Source organism: Occallatibacter savannae, from assembly GCF_003131205.1.
Classification (GTDB): Bacteria; Acidobacteriota; Terriglobia; order Terriglobales; family Acidobacteriaceae; genus Telmatobacter; species Telmatobacter savannae.
In genome coordinates, this window is record NZ_QFFY01000003.1 from 296,394 (window position 1) to 314,908 (window position 18,515).

18 protein-coding genes are annotated in these 18,515 nt (G+C 59.5%); 15 read left to right on the forward strand and 3 right to left on the reverse strand.

Annotation, left to right across the window (positions count from 1 at the left end):
- The first annotated feature begins 6 nt into the window (after nucleotides 1-6).
- Nucleotides 7-960, forward strand: a complete 954-nt coding sequence (gene cysK, locus DHV10_RS13035) for a cysteine synthase A (RefSeq protein WP_109486805.1) — start codon at nucleotides 7-9, stop codon at nucleotides 958-960.
- 213 nt (nucleotides 961-1,173) lie between these two features.
- On the opposite strand, the gene DHV10_RS27140 is transcribed toward cysK, so the two are convergent.
- Nucleotides 1,174-1,335: a hypothetical protein gene (locus DHV10_RS27140; RefSeq protein WP_162601489.1), complete on the reverse strand. Its 162-nt coding sequence runs from the start codon at nucleotides 1,333-1,335 to the stop codon at nucleotides 1,174-1,176.
- 155 nt (nucleotides 1,336-1,490) lie between these two features.
- On the opposite strand from DHV10_RS27140, the gene DHV10_RS13040 reads away from it, so the two are divergent.
- The 12 genes from DHV10_RS13040 (at nucleotide 1,491) to DHV10_RS13095 (ending at nucleotide 14,523) form a co-directional block, all read left to right on the forward strand.
- Nucleotides 1,491-2,639 carry a trans-sulfuration enzyme family protein gene (locus DHV10_RS13040; RefSeq protein ID WP_109486806.1) on the forward strand — a complete coding sequence of 383 codons (1,149 nt, stop codon included), beginning with the start codon at nucleotides 1,491-1,493 and terminating at the stop codon, nucleotides 2,637-2,639.
- Between the two features lie 79 nt (nucleotides 2,640-2,718).
- Nucleotides 2,719-3,354 carry an ankyrin repeat domain-containing protein gene (locus DHV10_RS13045; RefSeq protein ID WP_109486807.1) on the forward strand — a complete coding sequence of 212 codons (636 nt, stop codon included), beginning with the start codon at nucleotides 2,719-2,721 and terminating at the stop codon, nucleotides 3,352-3,354.
- Between the two features lie 29 nt (nucleotides 3,355-3,383).
- Complete coding sequence (locus DHV10_RS13050) at nucleotides 3,384-4,079, forward strand: lysophospholipid acyltransferase family protein (RefSeq protein WP_109486808.1); 696 nt, start codon at nucleotides 3,384-3,386, stop codon at nucleotides 4,077-4,079.
- Entirely contained in the window at nucleotides 4,076-5,152 is a 1,077-nt protein-coding gene (queA, locus tag DHV10_RS13055) for a tRNA preQ1(34) S-adenosylmethionine ribosyltransferase-isomerase QueA (protein ID WP_338042600.1), read from the forward strand. Before DHV10_RS13050 ends, queA begins: the two co-directional genes overlap by 4 nt.
- A 168-nt stretch (nucleotides 5,153-5,320) precedes the next feature.
- Nucleotides 5,321-6,409: a dTDP-glucose 4,6-dehydratase gene (gene rfbB / locus DHV10_RS13060; RefSeq protein ID WP_109486809.1), complete on the forward strand. Its 1,089-nt coding sequence runs from the start codon at nucleotides 5,321-5,323 to the stop codon at nucleotides 6,407-6,409.
- A complete protein-coding gene (rfbA, locus tag DHV10_RS13065) occupies nucleotides 6,406-7,305 on the forward strand; it encodes a glucose-1-phosphate thymidylyltransferase RfbA (protein WP_109486810.1) in 900 nt (299 codons plus the stop codon). Before rfbB ends, rfbA begins: the two co-directional genes overlap by 4 nt.
- Nucleotides 7,302-7,847, forward strand: coding sequence for a dTDP-4-dehydrorhamnose 3,5-epimerase (gene rfbC / locus DHV10_RS13070; RefSeq protein ID WP_109486811.1), 546 nt, complete (start codon nucleotides 7,302-7,304; stop codon nucleotides 7,845-7,847). The genes rfbA and rfbC overlap by 4 nt, the downstream gene beginning before the upstream one ends.
- Nucleotides 7,848-7,855: 8 nt before the next feature.
- Complete coding sequence (rfbD, locus tag DHV10_RS13075; RefSeq protein WP_204101410.1) at nucleotides 7,856-8,752, forward strand: dTDP-4-dehydrorhamnose reductase; 897 nt, start codon at nucleotides 7,856-7,858, stop codon at nucleotides 8,750-8,752.
- 136 nt (nucleotides 8,753-8,888) lie between these two features.
- Nucleotides 8,889-10,457 carry a hypothetical protein gene (locus DHV10_RS13080; RefSeq protein WP_109486813.1) on the forward strand — a complete coding sequence of 523 codons (1,569 nt, stop codon included), beginning with the start codon at nucleotides 8,889-8,891 and terminating at the stop codon, nucleotides 10,455-10,457.
- A 638-nt stretch (nucleotides 10,458-11,095) separates the two neighbouring features.
- On the forward strand, nucleotides 11,096-12,391 hold the full coding sequence (locus DHV10_RS13085) for a glycosyltransferase (protein WP_109486814.1): 1,296 nt from the start codon (nucleotides 11,096-11,098) through the stop codon (nucleotides 12,389-12,391).
- A gap of 642 nt (nucleotides 12,392-13,033) precedes the next feature.
- On the forward strand, nucleotides 13,034-13,765 hold the full coding sequence (locus DHV10_RS13090) for a cytochrome b/b6 domain-containing protein (RefSeq protein ID WP_109486815.1): 732 nt from the start codon (nucleotides 13,034-13,036) through the stop codon (nucleotides 13,763-13,765).
- Entirely contained in the window at nucleotides 13,762-14,523 is a 762-nt protein-coding gene (locus DHV10_RS13095; protein ID WP_109486816.1) for a molybdopterin-dependent oxidoreductase, read from the forward strand. The genes DHV10_RS13090 and DHV10_RS13095 overlap by 4 nt, the downstream gene beginning before the upstream one ends.
- Here the strand turns inward: DHV10_RS13095 and DHV10_RS13100 are convergent.
- The gene (locus DHV10_RS13100) at nucleotides 14,520-14,948 is read right to left on the reverse strand and encodes a DUF1801 domain-containing protein (protein WP_109486817.1); all 429 of its coding nucleotides are present in this window, start codon (nucleotides 14,946-14,948) and stop codon (nucleotides 14,520-14,522) included. The genes DHV10_RS13095 and DHV10_RS13100 overlap by 4 nt on opposite strands.
- A 307-nt stretch (nucleotides 14,949-15,255) precedes the next feature.
- On the opposite strand from DHV10_RS13100, the gene DHV10_RS13105 reads away from it, so the two are divergent.
- The gene (locus DHV10_RS13105; RefSeq protein WP_162601490.1) at nucleotides 15,256-15,669 is read left to right on the forward strand and encodes a Crp/Fnr family transcriptional regulator; all 414 of its coding nucleotides are present in this window, start codon (nucleotides 15,256-15,258) and stop codon (nucleotides 15,667-15,669) included.
- Between the two features lie 149 nt (nucleotides 15,670-15,818).
- Nucleotides 15,819-18,089, forward strand: a complete 2,271-nt coding sequence (gene recG / locus DHV10_RS13110; protein WP_239461728.1) for an ATP-dependent DNA helicase RecG — start codon at nucleotides 15,819-15,821, stop codon at nucleotides 18,087-18,089.
- Between the two features lie 13 nt (nucleotides 18,090-18,102).
- On the opposite strand, the gene DHV10_RS13115 is transcribed toward recG, so the two are convergent.
- Nucleotides 18,103-18,441 (reverse strand): hypothetical protein, encoded by a 339-nt coding sequence (locus tag DHV10_RS13115; RefSeq protein ID WP_162601491.1) that lies wholly within the window; start codon nucleotides 18,439-18,441, stop codon nucleotides 18,103-18,105.
- Between the last annotated feature and the right edge of the window lie 74 nt (nucleotides 18,442-18,515).

An 18,515-nucleotide genomic window follows, 5' to 3' on the forward strand; every position in this document is an offset into this window, starting at 1 on the left:
CATCCCATGGCAGTCGAAAGCCCTTCCACCTCCCTTCCCCGTATCGCAGCCGATATCACACAGCTTGTAGGTCATACCCCGATGCTCCGCCTCAGTCGGGTGGTGCCGACCGGATCTGCCGATGTTTTCGCAAAGCTGGAGTTTTTGAATCCGGGCGGAAGCGTGAAGGACCGCGCGGCTCTTGGCATGATTCTGGATGCCGAGGCGAAGGGGCTGCTGCGGCCGGGTTCGACGATCGTGGAGGCAACAGCAGGCAACACTGGGGTTGGGCTGGCGCTGATTGGGGTGAATCGCGGTTACAAGGTGAAATTGTTCGTGCCGGAGGGATTCGCAGAAGAGAAGTGCATTCTGATGCGCGGGTTCGGAGCGGACGTGGTGAGAACGCCTGAGACAGACGGCATGAAGGGCGCGATTGCGGAAGCCAACAAGCTGGCGGCTTCGATTCCCGGAGCGTTCATCGCGGGGCAGTTTACGAACCAGGCGAATCCGAAGTTTCACCACGTCACGACAGCAGCGGAGATCTGGGAGCAGATGGAGGGCCGAGTCGACGGCTTTGTCGGCGGAGTGGGGACGGGCGGGACTTTCTCCGGCGTTGCACGATATATGAAAGAGAAGAACCCGTCGGTCGTGAACGTGGCTGTAGAAACGCAGGGCTCAATTCTGCAGGGCGGCGAGCCGGGTAAGCACCGTGTGGAAGGCATCGGGGTAAGTTTCGTTCCGGAGACATTTCATCGCGAGGTCTGCGATCGCATTGTGAAGGTAAGCGACGAGGACGCGTTCGCGATGGTGAAGCGGCTGGCGGCGGAAGAGGGGGTGTTGGGTGGTTCGAGCGCTGGGGCTGCGGTGCATGCCGCAGTTCTGCTGGCGCGCGAGCTGGGTCCGGGCAAGCGGGTCGGAACGATCATTCCGGATTCGGCGGAGCGGTACCTTTCGAAGAAGATCTTCGAAGGGGGAGTGTAGGAGACAGCTCTTAGCTCTTAGCTCTTAGCTCTTAGCTCTTAGCTCTTAGCTCTTAGCTCTTAGCTCTTAGCTCTTAGCTCTTAGCTCTTAGCTCTTAGCTCTTAGCTCTTAGCTCTTAGCTCTCAAGAGGATTTTCTCAAGAGATGTGACAAAGAGCATGGCACAATCTCAATTCTGATCGGAACTGCTTCGTCGCAGGCTGATGGAGTCGAGTCAGGCTTTCATGCCGGCGTGGGTGCAGCCGTCATGGCCGCAGGTGCAGACAATCTCGATCTTCTCGGCGATGCCTTCGCAATGTGCGCTACAGTACTTTTCTTTCTCGGGCGCGGTGCAGGTGCAGGCGGGGTTGGCGCATTTCTTCGGAGTGCTGACCATAGAACCTCCTCAACACCGGACGACTTCCGGTGTGCCCGGTTTCGATGCAGGTAGCGCGAAAATGGATGCAGCCGTAAAGCTGTGGGCAGGGCTTCGATGACGGTCGCGGCAGCGCGATAAGCTAAAGCTGGAAGCCCTGGAGTTCGAGATACAACATGTCAAATCCGAAATATGCGACGCTGGCGGTGCACGCCGGCCAGCAGCCTGATCCTCTAACTGGCGCGGTGAATGTGCCGGTTTACCTGACTTCCACGTTTGAGCTGACCGGGATCGAGTCGAGCCGGGGGTATGACTACTCCCGTGCCGGAAATCCGACCCGTACGCGGGTGGAAGAGGCGCTGGCTGCGCTGGAAGGTGGCGTTTGCGGTCACGCCTTTGCAAGCGGCATGGCAGCGATTTACGCGCTCGTGGCGACGCTGCGAGCGGGCGATCACCTCATTTGCTCAGCGAACGTGTACGGCGGCACTGCGCGGCTCTTCAACCTCATCATTCAGCACTACGGAATTGAGATTGAGTATGTCGATACGGCCAATGTGGATGCGGTGAACGCGGCAATCAAGCCGAACACGAAGCTTATCCATATCGAGACGCCGACGAATCCTTTGATGGTTCTGACGGATATTGCCGCGGTTTGCGAGATTGCACATGCCAAAGGCGTCGAGGTGAGCGTGGACAACACCTTTATGTCGCCTGCATTGCAGAGCCCGATTGCATTGGGGGCGGACATTGTGATGCACTCGACGACCAAGTTTTTGAACGGTCACTCAGACGGGCTGGGTGGGGCGCTGATCGGGACGAAGCCGGAGCACAAGGATCGGTTCCTGCTCGTGCAGAAGGCGGCGGGTGGCATCATGTCGCCGTTTGAGTGCTTTCTGGTGCTGCGAGGGATCAAGACTCTGGTATTGCGTATGAGACAGCACGAGGAGAACGGACGCGCAGTTGCGGAATTTCTATCGACGCAGGGGAAGGTGTCGCGCCTGAATTATCCGGGGTTGAAGAGCCACCCGCAGCATGAATTGGCGAAGAAACAGCAGCGCGGATTCGGATCGATGTTGAGCTTCGATTTGGGCTCACGCGAGAAGGTCGGGAAGTTTCTGGGCGCGCTGAAGCTGTTTCTGAATGCGGAATCGCTGGGCGGAGTTGAGTCGCTTGCTTCGCACTCGGCGACGACAACGCACGCCGCGCTTTCGGCTGAGGATCGTGCCAAGGTGGGGATCACCGATGGTCTGGTGCGGCTGTCAGTAGGCATTGAGGATAAAGAAGACTTGGTCGCGGATCTGGAGCAGGCGCTGAAAGCGGTGTAAGGGCAGCTTTCAGCCATCAGCTGTCAGTTCAAGATCAACAAATGGTCGCGCGTCAGAGCGGTTCATCGGAGGGTGACAGGTGGCAAACTCGGATGCTGCATTACGCAATCTGGTGCACGCGATCGCGGCTCAAAATGCTGCAGAGTTCTCAAAGCAGCTGGCTGACAACTCCAGGTTGGCAAGAGCCCGTTTCGAGATTACGAATGTTACGCGCCAAGCTGCGAAGGAGAACTTCGTGGCTGAAGTGGGCAGATACATTTACCGCGGGGACACGGCGCTGCACTTTGCGGCTGCGGCGCACAATGCGGAGGTGATCAATGTGCTCGTGGCGCATGGTGCGGATGTTCGCGCGAAAAACCGACTCGGCGATGAGCCTCTGCATGCGGCGGCGGTGGGAACACCGGGCTCGGAGCGCTGGGATTCGAAGGCCCAATCGGCCGCCATCAAGGCGCTCGTTGAAGCCGGCGCCGATCCAAACGCGGTGAATAAGATGGGCGTGTCGCCGCTGCACAGGGCGGTAAGGACCCGTTGCTCCGAAGCAGTGCGAAGTCTGCTTGCATCGGGCGCCGATCCAGCCGGGAAGAACAAGCACGGCTCTGACGCATTGTTGCTCGCGAGTATGAACACTGGCCGAAGCGGGTCCGGATCGGCAAAAGCGAAAGCAGCGCAACTGGAGATTCTGCGTCTGCTGGAGGAAGCCAGCAGATGTCGGTAGCATGCTCTCTGTTCGTTAGAATCGAGTGAGTGAACCGCGAAGACAGGCAAGGATTCACGCTCAGCCAGCGCATTGTGCTGGCGGTTGTGCCGCGTGTTGTCTGGGCGCTGTTGTGGGTCTTCGGGCGGACGTGGCGCTTTGAGGTGATCGCAGAAGACGGCGTTACGCCGGTTGTTTTTGGACAGAAGGCCGGTCCGGAAATCTACTGTTTCTGGCATCAATGCGTGCTGCCCTGCACTGTTTACTTCCGGAAGTCGAATGCCGTGATTCTCATAAGCCAGAGTTTCGACGGCGAGCTGATTACGCGCATTCTGAGGATGTTCGGGTTCGATGCGGTTCGGGGATCGAGTTCGCGGAACTCACGGGAGGGGCTGCTGGGGCTGAAGCACGTGATTGAGAGCGGGCGTACGGGGATCTTTACCGCAGACGGGCCGAGGGGGCCGATTTACCAGACGAAGATGGGGCCAATCAAACTGGCGCAGACAACGGGCGCGCCGATCGGGGCATTTCATCTGCAGCCGGAGAAGGCCTGGGTGGTGAATTCATGGGATCGCTTTCTGGTGCCGAAGCCATTCACGCGGATCGTTGTGAGTTGGGCGCAATGGACGCATGTGCCGGCTGATCTGCCGGCCGAGGATTTTGAGAACAAGCGCCAGCAACTGAACGATGCTCTGGAGCGCGCGAGGATGCGAGCGTATAAGCACCTGGGACAGCGGAGCCGATGAGCGATCTGCTCGTTACTGACTTTGACTATCACCTGCCGGAGGAGTTGATCGCGCAGGAGCCGCCGGCAGAGCGGGGCGCAAGCCGCATGCTGGTGGTGGACCGTGCGAGCGGCGCGCTTCGCGATAGCCAATTCAGCGACTTTCCTTCGTTGTTGTGCGATGGCGATCTGCTGGTGCTGAACGACAGTCGCGTAATCCCCGCGCGGCTCTACGCGAGACGAACTCTGCGACGAGAGAAGGAAAAGCCGACCGGGCGTATTGAAGTGATGCTCACCGAACCCACTGGGGAAAATCGATGGCACGCTCTGGTGAGGCCGGGACGAAAGGTAGCGATCGGCGAGCGGCTCGTATTTCCTGCGCCGGACGGCTCGATTGCGCTGGAGGCCGAAGTGCTGGAGCGGGGGCAGTTCGGCGACCGATTGATCGAATTCGCGGCTGTTGACGATTTCTTCGGGGTTCTCGAGCGCATCGGCCACATACCCCTTCCGCCCTACATACACCGGGATGACGCAGCGGCTGACCGAGAACGCTATCAAACGGTGTTCTCGCGTGAGCGCGGCTCGGTGGCCGCGCCTACTGCGGGACTGCACTTCACGCCGCAAACGCTGGAGGCGATCAAAGCACGCGGAGTGGAGATCGCCCGGGTTACTTTACACGTAGGGCTGGGCACATTCGCCCCATTGCGGGTCGACCGCGTGGACGAGGTTCACCTGCATCGGGAGCGCTACAGCGTTTCGGCCGAAGCAGCGGATGCTCTCAATCGAGCCAGGAATGAAGGGCGGCGCGTCGTTGCAGTGGGTACCACGGTTGTGCGCACGCTGGAGTCGGCTGGAATGAGAGCCGGCACCGCGCAAATCACGGCTCACTCGGGCGATACGGAGATTTTCATCTCGCCGGGCTTTCAGTTCCGGCTCGTGGGAGCGCTGTTGACGAACTTTCACCTGCCGCAGTCGAGCCTTCTGATGCTGGTGAGTGCCTTCGCGGGGCGTGAGCAGGTGCTGGCTGCCTACAGGCATGCTGTAGAAGCCCGCTACCGATTTTTCAGCTATGGGGACTGTATGTTTCTGGCGTAGACAGCATCAAAGCGTGTGAGGGTACACCTCGCACGCTATTGGTGTGATTAGAGTTTCAACCTGTGAGATACGGTAGACTTACGCCGTAAGCACATATAGAGATTTAGAACGCCCGGTCCTCGAGTTTGTTCATCTTTTCGGGCCTAACCCCAAGGAAGCGATCACGCAATGACAGCTACAAACGACACGATCCTCGTCACAGGCGGCGCGGGATTCATTGGTTCGAATTTCGTTCTGCGCTGGATCGAGAAGGTCGGCACGCCCGTTGTGAATCTCGATCTGCTGACCTACGCAGGAAACCCAGCGAATCTTGCGTCGGTGGAGGACAATTCGCGGTACCAGCTCGTTCGAGCAGATATCTGCGATGCTGATGCGGTTGCTGAGGCATTGGCAAAGCATCGGCCGCGCGCAGTTGTTCATTTTGCCGCGGAGAGCCATGTCGACCGCTCAATCATCGATCCGGGAGCTTTCATCCGCACCAACGTGCAGGGCACCTACACCATGCTTGAGCAGGCGCGACGGTACTGGTCCGGGCTGGATGGAACGGCGAAGGAGAAGTTCCGTTTTCTGCACGTCTCGACCGATGAGGTGTACGGAACGCTGGGACCGGATGATCCGGCGTTCTCGGAGACGACTCCGTACGCGCCGAACAGTCCGTATGCGGCATCGAAGGCAGGGTCCGATCACCTGGCGCGCGCATACTTCCATACCTTCAAGCTTCCGGTGCTGACCACGAACTGCTCGAACAACTATGGGCCGTTTCAGTTTCCGGAGAAACTGATTCCGCTGGTGATCCTGAATGCGCTTGAGGGCAAGCCGCTGCCGGTGTACGGCGACGGGCAGAATGTGCGCGACTGGCTGTTCGTGGATGACCACTGCTCGGCGATCAGAACAGTGCTGGAACGCGGCGAGCTTGGCGAGACGTATAACGTGGGCGGTAACAGCGAGCGCAATAATCTGCATGTAGTGAATACAATCTGCGATCTGGTGGATGAAATCAGGCCGGACGCGAAGATCGGAACGCGCCGCCAGCTGATCAAGTTTGTGACCGATCGTCCGGGCCACGATCGGCGGTACGCGATTGACGCGCGGAAGATTGCACGCGATTTAGGGTGGCAGCCGTCGGTGAAGTTTGAACAGGGTCTGCGCGAGACGGTGGAGTGGTATCTGAATCACTCTGAGTGGGTGGAAAACGTCAGAAGCGGCAGCTATCTGAACTGGATCAAGCAGAACTACGAGGAGCGGATCGCGCAATGAAAGGAATCATTCTCGCGGGCGGTTCCGGCACGCGGCTTTATCCGGTGACCCACGTTGTTTCGAAGCAGCTTTTGCCGGTTTACGACAAGCCGATGATCTACTACCCGCTCAGCACATTGATGCTGGCGGGGCTGCGCGACATCCTGATCATCTCGACGCCGGAGGACACCCAGCGGTTCGCTGACCTGCTGGGTGATGGCAAGCGATGGGGCATCAACCTGAGCTATGCGGTTCAGCCGAAGCCCGAGGGGCTGGCGCAAGCGTTCACGATCGGCAAGCAGTTCATTGGCAACGACTCGTGTTCGCTGATTCTTGGCGACAACATTTTCTACGGACAGTCGTTCTCGCGGGATCTGCAGAAGGCTGCGAAGCTTACAAGCGGGGCGCTGGTGTTTGCGTATCCCGTGCACGACCCGGAGCGCTATGGTGTGGTGGAGTTCGATGGCTCCGGACATGCCATCAGCATTGAAGAGAAGCCCAAACAGCCCAAGTCGCGCTACGCGGTGACGGGTCTATACTTCTACGACAACGACGTGGTGACGCTGGCGGAAAATCTGAAGCCATCGGCTCGCGGCGAGCTTGAGATTACAGATTTGAACAGGCTGTATCTCGAGGCGGGCAAGCTGAAGGTGCAGGTGATGAGCCGGGGGATGGCGTGGCTGGATACCGGGACGCACGATTCGCTGTTTGAGGCCGGACTTTACATCCAGACGATTGAGCGGCGGCAGGGATTGATGATCGCGTGTCCCGAAGAGATTGCGTATCACTTCGGGTACATCAATGGCGATCAGCTTGAGGCGCTGGCCCAACCGGTGGCGAAGAGCCACTACGGGCAGTACCTGCTTGCTCTGCGCAGAGAGCGGCACATTCCCGGAGGCTCAGGCGACACGTTATGAAGATCCAAGAGACTTCCCTTCCCGGCGTGCTCATCATTACGCCGAGGGTATTCAGTGATAATCGCGGCGCGTTCTGGGAGACGTGGAATCACAAGGCGTTTGAAGAGGCGGGAATGCCATGCACATGGGTGCAGGATAATTTCTCGGTTTCGAAGAAGAATGTGCTGCGCGGGATTCACTATCAGGTTACTCAGCCGCAGGGGAAGCTGGTGCGGGTAGCGTTCGGCGCGGTGCTGGATGTGGCTGTGGATCTGCGCAGGAAGTCGCCGGATTTTGGCAAGCATGTGGCTGTCGAGATCAGCGAAGAGAACGGGCGGATGCTCTGGATACCGGAAGGATTCGGGCATGGATTCCTGGTGCTGAGCGAGCAGGCTGGATTTGCATACAAGGTGACGGACTACTACAACCCGAAGGGTGAACGCACGATTGTGTGGAACGATCCTGAGCTCGGGATTGAGTGGCCTGTGAAAGCTGACGAGGTGATCGTCTCCGACAAAGATGCGCAGGGAGCGACGCTGGCGAGCGCTGAGGTCTTTGCTTGAGCAGCCGGTTGCGAGTTCTGATCACAGGAGCAGATGGGCAGGTTGGACGCGCGCTGATTTCTCAATTTGCGGAAAGCGCGGAAGTGATTGGTTGCAATCGCCAGACACTCGATCTCTCGAATGCGGATCAGATTCGCGCCAAGGTGCGCGAAACGAATCCGGCGATCATTCTCAATGCGGGTGCTTACACAGCAGTCGATCGAGCTGAGACGGAACGGGATCTTGCGATGGCGATCAACGGGGGTGCCCCGGGGGTGCTGGCGGAGGAGGCGAATCGAGCTGGGGCGCTGCTGGTTCACTACTCGACCGATTACGTGTTCGATGGATCGAAGCAGGGACCGTGGGTTGAGGACGACGGGACGAACCCGCTGAGCGTGTACGGAGCGAGTAAACTAGCCGGCGAAGACGCGATTCGGGCGGCCGGTGGCAAGTACCTGATCTTCAGGACCAGCTGGGTGTATGCGCCGGAGGGCAAGAACTTCGTGCTGACGATGCTGCGGTTGGGGCGGGAGCGCGACTCGCTGAATGTGGTGGATGACCAGGTGGGGGCTCCGACAACTGCTGCTGAATTGGCGAAGGCGACTCTTACGATTGCTGACGGCGTCCGGAACGGCAAGTTCGGGCCTGAGACGGACTGGGCGGGTACGTATCACATGACGTGCGGCGGGAGCGTGTCGTGGTGCGGATTTGCGCGGGCGATTTTCGAGCGGGCGCCGGAGCTGCTGGATGGCAAGAAGCCAACGGTGAATCCGATCAAGACGAGCGAGTATCCGACGCCGGCGAAGCGGCCGTTGAACTCCGTGCTGTCGAACGAAAAGCTTCAACAAAGGTTCGGTGTGCGGCTGGCCAGCTGGCAGGCGGCGCTGGATGAGGTTCTGAAGGATTTATCCGCTCAGCGAGGCTAACTCCTTCCTTCGTCTGGGCCGAAATCCGCTTTTTCAGTACCACGGTGTATGCACCTGCGGCGGGTAATGCTTCCATCGCTGATCGCACGACGGGTACTGTAGAACCATGGAATCCATTTCAGCCACAGAGAGCCCGATGGAGCTGCAGACAGCTCCAGTGGCGGCAAGCCCATTTCAACGGCTCCTGGCACGCGTGTTTACGCGGCACTTAATGAACATCGCCATTCTGATGGTGTTGCCGATGATCTTTTCGGTGTCGCTGAACCCTCTTTACCGTTCTCTTGAGGATCCAGACATCTGGTGGCACCTGGCCGACGCGCGTCAGCTAGTGACGACACACCACTTCATCCATACGGAGCCGAACTCGTTTACGGTTGGCGGCAAGCCGTGGGTAAATCCGGAGTGGCTGGCGGAGCTGCCGTACTGGTTCGGCTACGAAGCGCTGCAGAATCGCGGAATCTATCTGGTGGAGTGGCTGGTTATCGGCGCAAACCTGATTTTCATGTACTGGCGGGCTTACAAGCGGTCGGGACATGCGGGGGCAGCGTGGTGGGCGGGGGCGCTGGCTTTCACGCTGATTTCGGTGAATGCCGGGCCGCGGACAATTGGAATTGCCTACCTTGCAATGGGTCTGGAACTGGCGATTCTGGAGGCGTACGACCGGCGGAACAAGCGCTGGCTTTGGCTGCTGCCACCGCTGTTCTGTATCTGGGTGAATCTGCATGGAAGCTGGCTGATCGGGCTGGCGCTTTTTGTGCTCTACATTCTGTGCGGGTCGTTTGAGTTCAAGCGGGGCGTAGTGGAACAGGACGCTCTGCAGGCGAGCGAGCGCAACCGGCTGCTGATCATTCTTGGGCTTTGCCTCGTGGCTGTGCTGATCAATCCGTATGGATGGCGACTGGCATGGAACCCGATCGACATGATGGCGAACCAGAAGCTGAACATTGCGAACGTGTCGGAGTGGAAGCCGCTGAATCTCAGCTCGATGGCGGGGATCTTCGCCTTCGGGGCGATGTGCCTGATGGCCGTGACCAATGCATTCAAGGGCAGAAAGTGGCGCGTGTACGAGCTGGCCATCGTGTTTTTCGCGTGGTACGCGGCGCTCGATCATATGCGGTTCCTATTCCTGGCTGCGGTGCTGACGACTCCGCTGCTGGCGGCTGATATTCGGCGCGGGTTCGATCTCGAGTCGGACGAAAAAACCATACCCGCCGCCAATGCGTTTATGGTGGCGGCAGCGCTGGTTGTGATGTGGCTGATCTTCCCGACGGAGGCGAAGATCACGAAGAAGCTGAATACGTTCTTCCCGATGAAGACGATCGCGAGCCTTCAGCCGCAGTGGCATACGTTCAACGCCGACTATGTGGGCGGCATGATGACGTTCCAGTCGAAGCCGGTGTTCATCGACTCGCGGTTTGACATCTTCGAGCACGAGGGCGTGCTGGGCGACTACCTGAAGGGCATGTACCTAGTGTCGTCGTTTGAGGTGCTCGACAAGTACCACGTCGACCATTTGCTGCTGACCGACACCATGCCGCTGAGCTATCTGCTGAAACACTCGCCGGGATGGACGATTGTGAAGCGCGAACGGACGCGCGAGGATCTGTACGTTCTGTTTGCGCGTACGCCTGGCGCTGCGGCGGGGGCGGTTGCACCGGATGCGACGGATGGCGGGCCGATCATCAAGGACGAAGAGAGTAAGTAGTGAGCAGCTGTCAGCTTTCAGCTGTCAGTGGCTCCTGGTTATTTGCGGTCTTCCCTAGGAACTGTCCGTCTTTGGGGGCCCCCTCCCCCCTCCCCATACTCCATGTGAGCAAGTTTCCTGTTTTGTGCGACTTGCGGCGATGCGAGCGCTGTATCTATGTCATATCGTTGAAGTTACGTACAAGGTGGTTGAGAACAAAGGACTTAGACGCGCGGCGCGAGGGCGCAAGGCCATCTGGTGCGAGAGAGTCGGGCGATCGTTTTGTCCCCGGCCACGATTTGGAGTTCTGTTGCATATAGCTCAAGTATGACGAGATTTGCGAAATAAACTGCAATGCGGGCGGGTGGTTTTTTCTGTTTGGAATCAGGAGTTTAGCGTGAGGTTCGAAGGTGGGGATCTTGACCGGTTTGGGAGGAGGGTTTCTGACTTCCTTAACCGGGTGGTAAATGACGTATTGGCGACGATCCGCTCGGGCCGCGGGCCGATCTGCTAGTGCGATGCGGCGCAAGTTACGCAGAGTGTCGTTTTGAGGCGCCGAATCGCAACCAAGCTCGCGCTGAAGAGCCGTTACGCGAAGCGGGTCTTGTTTCTCGTGGCACATTGATGTGCCGTTAAAATTTCTACTTGAGCCAAACATCATGAGAATTGGACTGCAGGCGTGGGGAAGCGAGGGGGACATCTCGCCTTTCCTGGTCCTTGCTGCCGGGCTGGTTCGTGAAGGCCATGAAGTCACACTGGCCGTTACAGACAACGCCGGCCGCGATTACTCGCGCCACGCCCATGAGGGCAAATACGAGCTGGTCTCCATTCCGCTGCCTCCACCTACCAATGGCGAAGATGTGGAAACAATCTGGCGTAAGATCATCGAAATCGGCAATCCCCTTCGCCAGGCCGAGTTGGTCCTGAAGTTCGGCTACGATCCTGTCGCAGACGAAATGCTGGAAGCCGCTACTGCCCTTGCCGAGAAGAACGATGCGCTGATAGGTCATTTTTTTGCCTATCCTCTTCAAATTGCAGCGGAGCGGGCCAGTAAACCAGCCGCTACGCTTCAGGTCGTGCACAACTGCGTTCCCACCAACGCGTGGCAAGCTCCCGGAGTGCCTAATCTGGGCACTTGGTCGCATCGCCCAGGTTGGCGGCTGGCACAAAGCATTGTGAATCGCATTTTCCTTCCGCGGTACAACCGCCAACGGATGCGGCTTGGACTGGCCCCGCTTCGAGACACGATGACCCAAGCCTGGGCGAGTAGCCGATTGAACCTAATCGCGGTAAGCCCCTCGATCTGCAACCGCCCCCATGACTGGGCGAGCAATCATGTGGTAACCGGGTTTATCAACGAACCCAGCCAGGCGTCGAATCGTCCTCTTCCCGCGTCGCTTCAAGCATTCCTCGATCAGGGTGAGCCCCCTGTATTCATTGGTTTCGGTAGCATGATGCATTCCGGAGCTGCCGATTACGCAAGGGAGACGATCGAAATATGGCGGGATGTTGTAAGCACGCTAAAGACTCGAGCGGTCTTTCAACTTCCGGAGCCACTGCTGAGTCTCGTTCGTACCGAAAGCTCGGTACACGCGGTCTCCTGGGCAGACTATCGGTTGCTCTTTCCTCGCTGCTCTGCAATCGTCCACCACGGCGGAGCAGGCACAACGCAATCGGCCTTGCGCGCCGGTCGCCCCTCAGTCATTGTGGCGCACGTTTCGGATCAGTTCTTTTGGGGACAGGAACTCGAACGGCTTGGTGTTGCCGGACCGACCCAGCGGCGAAAAGGCCTATCGGCGGCAAAATTGAGTCAGGCAATTCGCGTCACTCTGAATGACCCCCTACTGGCTCCCGATGCCAAATCGCTGGGAGAATCAATGCTCAAGGAAGACGGTTTAGGAACGGCAATTCGGGCAGTTGGCACCGCGCTGCAGAGAACTGGCGAACTGGATTGATCTCTGGCGCCGGTTTGGTCTTTAGGGCGCTTTTTCGGCACGACTGAAGTCGTGCCCTGACGCTTCTCGTTTGCGCTGAGCTTTGCGGGCTGTTTACGCTCGTGTCTTTTCCGCGGATGCAAGGTCCGGTCGTGTCACCGCCGATGAGGGAGTTTCGTGCGAGGGACTTCCTTCAGGGGCTGGAGCCGCGAGGTTTTAGGAGGCCTTCTCGGCACGACTAAACAGGTTGCTGAAAAATGCGCGGTCTTGCTAGGACTCATCGAAATCATCCCGCAGCGGCTAAAGCCGCGCTCTATTTGCACCCCTTATCGGCACAGATAAATCTGTGCCCTTTCAAAACCCAGCCGTTTCGGACTTCTGCAGCAAGCTGTGAAGTCGTGCCCTGATACAAGACTGGTCGGGACGCGTCTTCGGCATCCTACGGGTGGAGCAGTGTGGAAATGCGAAGGGCTCAATGTGCCAACTCATCGCCGTCTTCGCGCGAACTATAGTTTGCACCGAGGTCATTGCCCGGAAGGTGTTATTTGAGAAAGACCTGAGCGAAAGTAGCGTACTTGCAAGGGCTTCGAGCCCGTTGAACTCAGCCCAGGGGAAGGTACGCAGCGTGGAGAGCCGACGCTCCTCCACCACCTACAGCCGCTCATGGCCACTGCATATCTCGTCGACGTCGTTTTCCAGCCCGTGACCGCAAAGGCCGAGGCACGGCCTGCGCTGGTTCGCATCACGCACTGGATCTTCACGCTCAGCTTCTTCGGCCTTGCCATCAGCGGTTTCGCGATCGTGCTGGTACATCCCCACTTTTATTGGGGCGAGGCCGGGAACGCCGGCACACCAGCGTTGTTCAGCCTCCCCGTACACCCGCCCGTTCTGTTCGGGCTGCCGGAGCGAACCATTGTGGGTGGACTCTCGGGACGGGGCCGGCATTTGCATTTTCAGTCTGCCTGGTTCGCCATGTTGTCCGGACTGGTATACGTGATCTTCGGGATGTTGTCGCAGCACTTCAGAAATCAGCTGGTCCCCACGGCGGATCAACTCTCGTGGCGCAGTCTTCGCACGGCGGTGCGGGATCACCTGAGCCTCAGGACTCTGCGCGCACACCAGTCCTATAACCTCGTTCAGCGGCTTACGTATCTGTTCGTCATCTTCATGCTCTTTCCTCTGGCGACGCTCTCGGGTTTTGCGATGTCGCCTTCGATCACGTCGGTGTTTCCTTCGCTCTCAATCGCCTTTGGCGGCCAGCAATCAGCGCGCACGATTCACTTCTTCCTGTCGAGCCTGCTCTGTCTCTTCGTCGTAGTGCATGTTCTCATGATTTGCCTGACGGGTTTTGAGAAACGCATGCGGTCGATGATGGCGAGCAAGGAGGAGCGATGAGCGAGACTCTCACGCGCCGCAAACTGATCACGACGGGCCTCGCAGGCGTCGCTGGGGTTACGGGCCTTTCCGCGGCCGAGCGTATTGCGAATCGCTATGGGCTGATTCCGCCCGACTGCGGCGGCATCTGGGGAGTTGGCGATACGCTGACGTACGCTGCACAGCGCATCCTGATGTCGCACCACTCGATGGCGCGCGAGTTCAGCCCGAGTGAAATCTCGAAGTCTATCCCCATCAACAGCGGCGCACCGCAGACAGAGGACTACCAGCGCCATCTCGCCGGGAATTTCGAAGATTGGCGGCTCAAGGTCGACGGCCTTGTGGCGCGTCCGGCATCGTTCTCGCTTGCCGAAATTCAGCGGATGCCGGCAAGGACGCAGATTACTCACCAGGGATGCGAACAGGGCTGGTCGTTCATCGCCCAGTGGAGCGGTGTCCCTCTCTCGTATGTTCTGAATCGTGTGGGTGTCAGCACCCGTGCAAAGTATGTGGTCTTCTGGTCGTTTGATCCGCGATGGGACAGCCTTGACCTGACCGACGCGTTCCACCCGCAGACCTTGCTGGCTTACAACATGAACGGGAAGGATCTGCCGCCTGACTATGGCGCGCCGCTGCGCGTGCGCGTGCCCCGGCAACTCGGCTACAAGAGCGTGAAGTATCTCACGCGCATCACCGTGGTTGACGACATCAAGAAGGTCGGGGACGGTAAGGGCTCGGCGTTACCGGCGCATGGCTTCTCGTGGTACGCCGGCATCTAGCGGGTTGTCTGCTGGAGTCCATCCTGGATTGCTGCTGTGAGGACTTTGAGGTTGATGTCGGACAGCTTCTTGAACTTGATGCAGTATCCGGTTACGGATGCTTTTCCCAAGAGCTTGCCGAAGGTTCGTGGGAGGTATTCCCTGTCCTCCAGTCCCATGATGTAGACGGAGATGCCCACGGTATTGGCACTGAGCCCGATCTGGTAGAACTCCCTGGAGGTTCCGTCGGCATAGCGGAGGATTTGCGATCCGTAGCCGATGTTTGGATTGGAGACGGTCTTGCCTTTTTCGTCTTTGCCGTCGAGGAACCAGAGTTTGCATTGCGGCATGAGGTCGAGGATGAGGCGATGGAGTTGCTGCAGATCGACGCGTTTTGGCGCCGGCTGGGCGGCGAGGTATGTGTCGATCTGATGCTGGATGTTCATGTCGGTATCTATGGTAGGGCACGGCGCGTTTTGGCGCGGCTGAAGCCGTGCCCGGTACAAAACCCGCTTGAAAGTGGGTCCCCGGTCCCCAAGTGCGAGGGACCCTTCGGCAAACTCAGGGCGGGGCTCGGGGCAGCCGGCACTGGGGACTCGGCACCGCGCGTCTCAGAGTGCGAAACGGGGGAGCGGGGTGGAGCGCCCGGATGTGACAGATATCACTTAAGGGAGCGAAGCGGTCATGGAATGATGTCTTTCAATGGGCTTACCCGTGATCGCTATGGCAACACATACGACTTGGAGTGCTTCCGTGAATTTCGATTCATCGTCATTCATCGCCGAGAAGGAGCTTATCGAAGCCCTGGAGAAGCGCTCGTCGACGCTGGTGTGCGCGGAGGGGCGGAAGCTCTTCACGCAGGGCGGGAGGCCTGACGGGCTGTACATCCTGCGGAAGGGATCGGCGACGTTGTCGATGGAGTCGCCTACAGGCGGCACGCTGATGTCGATCACGCTGTTCCCTGGATCGCTGATGGGGCTGCCGGCGCTGATCGGGAATGAGCCTTACACGCTGACCGGAACCGCGCAGAAGGGGTCGGAATTCGGGTTTGTGACACGGGAAGACTTCAATGGGCTGATGCTGACCGATCCGAGCCTGGCGGTGCGGGTGCTTCGCGTGCTGGCGGCTGAGGTGCGTACGGCGCGGCATGCAATTTCGGAGTTCTGATCCGCGAGATTTCGATCGAAACCCTTTGACGGAAAAACCTGAGTACCGATGTGAAACGCCGTTCGGTTCAGTGCGTTAGCATCCGAAGTGTGTTCCGGCTCGACAGCGAAGTAAAGTTTGTGCGCGGCGTGGGTCCGCATGTCTCGGAGATGCTGAAGGCGAAGAGCATCGAGACGGCGGAGGACCTGCTGTATCACCTGCCGTTTCGCTATGAGGACCGCCAGAATCCGCGCAGTCTGGATGAGCTGAAGCCGGGAGAAACCGCGAGCGTAATCGCGGAGGTGCGCGGGGCAATGCTGATGCGCACGCGCAAGATGCCGCTGTTTGAGCTGACGGTGGGACAGGGGCGCTATGCGCTGAAATGCATCTGGTTCAACGCGCGGTATCTGGAGGGGAAGTTTCACGCGGGGCAGACGGTGGCCCTGTACGGGAAGCTTGAGCCTTCGCGATCGTCGAGCAATCTGAAGATGATTCAGCCGCAGTTTGAGATCCTGCCGGACTCGAGCGACGACGCGGAGACGCGCTTGCTCGAGGTGGGGCGGATTACGCCGGTGTACGAGTCGCTGGGCGGATCGAGGCTGGCCTCGCGCTGGCAGCGGAAGGTGATTTTCAACCTGCTGGAGGCGGTGCGCGGGAGCGTGCCGGAGAGCCTGCCTGCGCCGTTGCTGGGGAAGCTGGACTTGCCGGATCGCGAGGCGGCGCTGCGGGAGGTGCATTTTCCGCCGGAGGGCACTTCCCTCACCCAGCTGCAGGCGTGGGCGACGCCGGCGCACCGGCGGCTGATCTTTGAGGAGCTGTTCTACCTCGAGCTCGGGCTGGAGCTAAAGCGCAGGCGGATGCGGGAGCGGCAAGGAATCGCGTTTGCGACGGACGAGAAGGTGCGCGGGGCGATTCGCGAGGTGCTGCCGTTTCATCCGACGGCGGCGCAGAAGAGGACGCTGGGCGAGATTGTCGCGGACATGCGCACGCCGAATCCCATGCGGCGGCTGCTGCAGGGGGATGTAGGTTCGGGCAAGACGATTGTGGCGCTGCAGGCGATGCTGGTGGCGATTGAGAACGGGTACCAGGCGGCTCTGATGGCGCCTACGGAGATTCTGGCGACGCAGCATTTTCTGGCGGCGCGGAAGCTGCTGGAGCGGTCGTCACGAAAGTACAAGCTGGTGCTGCTGACGGGGTCGCTGGACGAGGATCGGAAGCGCACGAATCGCGGGATGATCAATCGCGGCGAGGCGCAGCTGGTGATCGGGACGCATGCGCTGATTGAAGAGAAGGTGGAGTTCGACAACCTGGGGCTCGTGGTGGTGGACGAACAGCACCGGTTCGGCGTGCTGCAGCGGTTCAAGCTGATGAAAAAGCCGAATCAGCCGGAGCCGGATGTGCTGGTGATGACGGCGACGCCGATTCCGCGGACGCTGGCGCTCTCGCTATATGGCGATCTGGATGTGAGCATCCTGGATGAGCTGCCGCCGGGAAGGACGCCGATTGCGACAAGGCGCGTGCCGGATGAGCGGTCGGGCGAGGTGTGGGAGTTTGTCCGCAAGCAGGTGAAGCAGGGGTGTCAGGCGTACGTGGTGTATCCGGTGATTGAGGGAAGCAGCGACGATCAGCCGGAGCTGGATTTTGCGAAGGAAGACGCGGACAACGACGGAGGCGACCGGAGTTCATCCCCGATCTCAGAATCGAGACCCTTCGACAAGCTCAGGGCAGGCACTGGGGCACCCCAATCGCCCGAGAAGAGAGTCCGCAAGGGGAAGACGGCGGATTTGTTTCCGGGTGCGGCGAAGGAGGCTAATCCGGCGGCGAAGTCGGGGTTGAAGTCGGCAGTGGCGATGCATGAGAAGCTGCGGACCGGTCCGCTGGCGGGATTAAAGGTGGGTCTGCTGCATGGGCGGCTGGATGCCGACGATAAGGAAGTGATGATGCGGCGATTTCAACGGGGCGAGATCGACGTGCTGGTGGCGACGACGGTGATCGAGGTGGGCGTGGATGTTCCGAATGCGACGGTGATGGTGGTGGAGCATGCGGAGCGGTTCGGGCTGGCGCAGCTGCACCAGCTGCGGGGGCGCGTGGGGCGCGGTGCGGCGAAGAGCTACTGCATCCTGATCACGGGCGAGCGGGTTTCAGAGCAGGCGGAGGAGCGGCTGAACGCGATGGTGCGGACGCAGGATGGGTTCGAGCTGGCGGAGCTGGATCTGTCGATGCGGGGGCCGGGGGAGATTTTCGGAACGCGGCAGGCGGGGTTGCCGGAGTTCCGGGTTGCGAATCTGGTGAGGGACAAGGCGCTGCTGGAGCTGGCAAAGCGGGAGGCGGAGTATTTCGTGAAGAATCCGGAGGGCTTCTCAGAGACGGAGCGGGCGAGGGTTCGAGCGAGGTTGAAAGAAGCCTGGCAGCGGAGGTATGGCCTGGTGGAGGCTGGGTGAGGCTGGCGGCGGGTTACTGCGTCATGGGTTGGGTTGCGGTCTGGTCAGAGAGCGGAGAGGTCTGAATTTCGAGGTCGACGCTGACGATCTCGTTGGGAGACCCCTCGCGGCGCAGGATGGTGCACTGGCAAAGCTCAGTGAACTGGTGGTGGGCGGCCCGGCTCAGTTCGACGCCGGAGGCGATGAGGATGCTGTAGATTTCGAGGCACGATCGCCGTTCGAATTCGAAGAGGAGGTCGATAAGTCCGCTATCGGAGGCGCTGCGGCTCAGCATCCAGCCGCCTGAGGCAAGGATCGCTCCCGTAACGTTTTTGACGAGGCGGCTTGGCTCTTCGTTGGAGATTGCTCTCATCTGAAGGGCCCAAGGGATGGTGCCGGGTGCTACGACTGCGGATGGAGCTGTTGCCTGTCTCACACTCCCGGTAT

What these genes read in the sequence shown, in the direction of transcription:
- cysK (WP_109486805.1), top strand. Translation starts at nt 7, where the DNA reads ATGGCAGTCGAAAGCCCTTCCACCTCCCTTCCCCGTATCGCAGCCGAT.
- DHV10_RS27140 (WP_162601489.1), bottom strand. Translation starts at nt 1,335, where the DNA reads ATGGTCAGCACTCCGAAGAAATGCGCCAACCCCGCCTGCACCTGCACC.
- DHV10_RS13040 (WP_109486806.1), top strand. Translation starts at nt 1,491, where the DNA reads ATGTCAAATCCGAAATATGCGACGCTGGCGGTGCACGCCGGCCAGCAG.
- queA (WP_338042600.1), top strand. Translation starts at nt 4,076, where the DNA reads ATGAGCGATCTGCTCGTTACTGACTTTGACTATCACCTGCCGGAGGAG.
- rfbB (WP_109486809.1), top strand. Translation starts at nt 5,321, where the DNA reads ATGACAGCTACAAACGACACGATCCTCGTCACAGGCGGCGCGGGATTC.
- rfbA (WP_109486810.1), top strand. Translation starts at nt 6,406, where the DNA reads ATGAAAGGAATCATTCTCGCGGGCGGTTCCGGCACGCGGCTTTATCCG.
- rfbC (WP_109486811.1), top strand. Translation starts at nt 7,302, where the DNA reads ATGAAGATCCAAGAGACTTCCCTTCCCGGCGTGCTCATCATTACGCCG.
- DHV10_RS13080 (WP_109486813.1), top strand. Translation starts at nt 8,889, where the DNA reads ATGGAGCTGCAGACAGCTCCAGTGGCGGCAAGCCCATTTCAACGGCTC.
- DHV10_RS13085 (WP_109486814.1), top strand. Translation starts at nt 11,096, where the DNA reads ATGAGAATTGGACTGCAGGCGTGGGGAAGCGAGGGGGACATCTCGCCT.
- DHV10_RS13090 (WP_109486815.1), top strand. Translation starts at nt 13,034, where the DNA reads ATGGCCACTGCATATCTCGTCGACGTCGTTTTCCAGCCCGTGACCGCA.
- DHV10_RS13095 (WP_109486816.1), top strand. Translation starts at nt 13,762, where the DNA reads ATGAGCGAGACTCTCACGCGCCGCAAACTGATCACGACGGGCCTCGCA.
- DHV10_RS13100 (WP_109486817.1), bottom strand. Translation starts at nt 14,948, where the DNA reads ATGAACATCCAGCATCAGATCGACACATACCTCGCCGCCCAGCCGGCG.
- recG (WP_239461728.1), top strand. Translation starts at nt 15,819, where the DNA reads ATGCTGAAGGCGAAGAGCATCGAGACGGCGGAGGACCTGCTGTATCAC.
- DHV10_RS13115 (WP_162601491.1), bottom strand. Translation starts at nt 18,441, where the DNA reads ATGAGAGCAATCTCCAACGAAGAGCCAAGCCGCCTCGTCAAAAACGTT.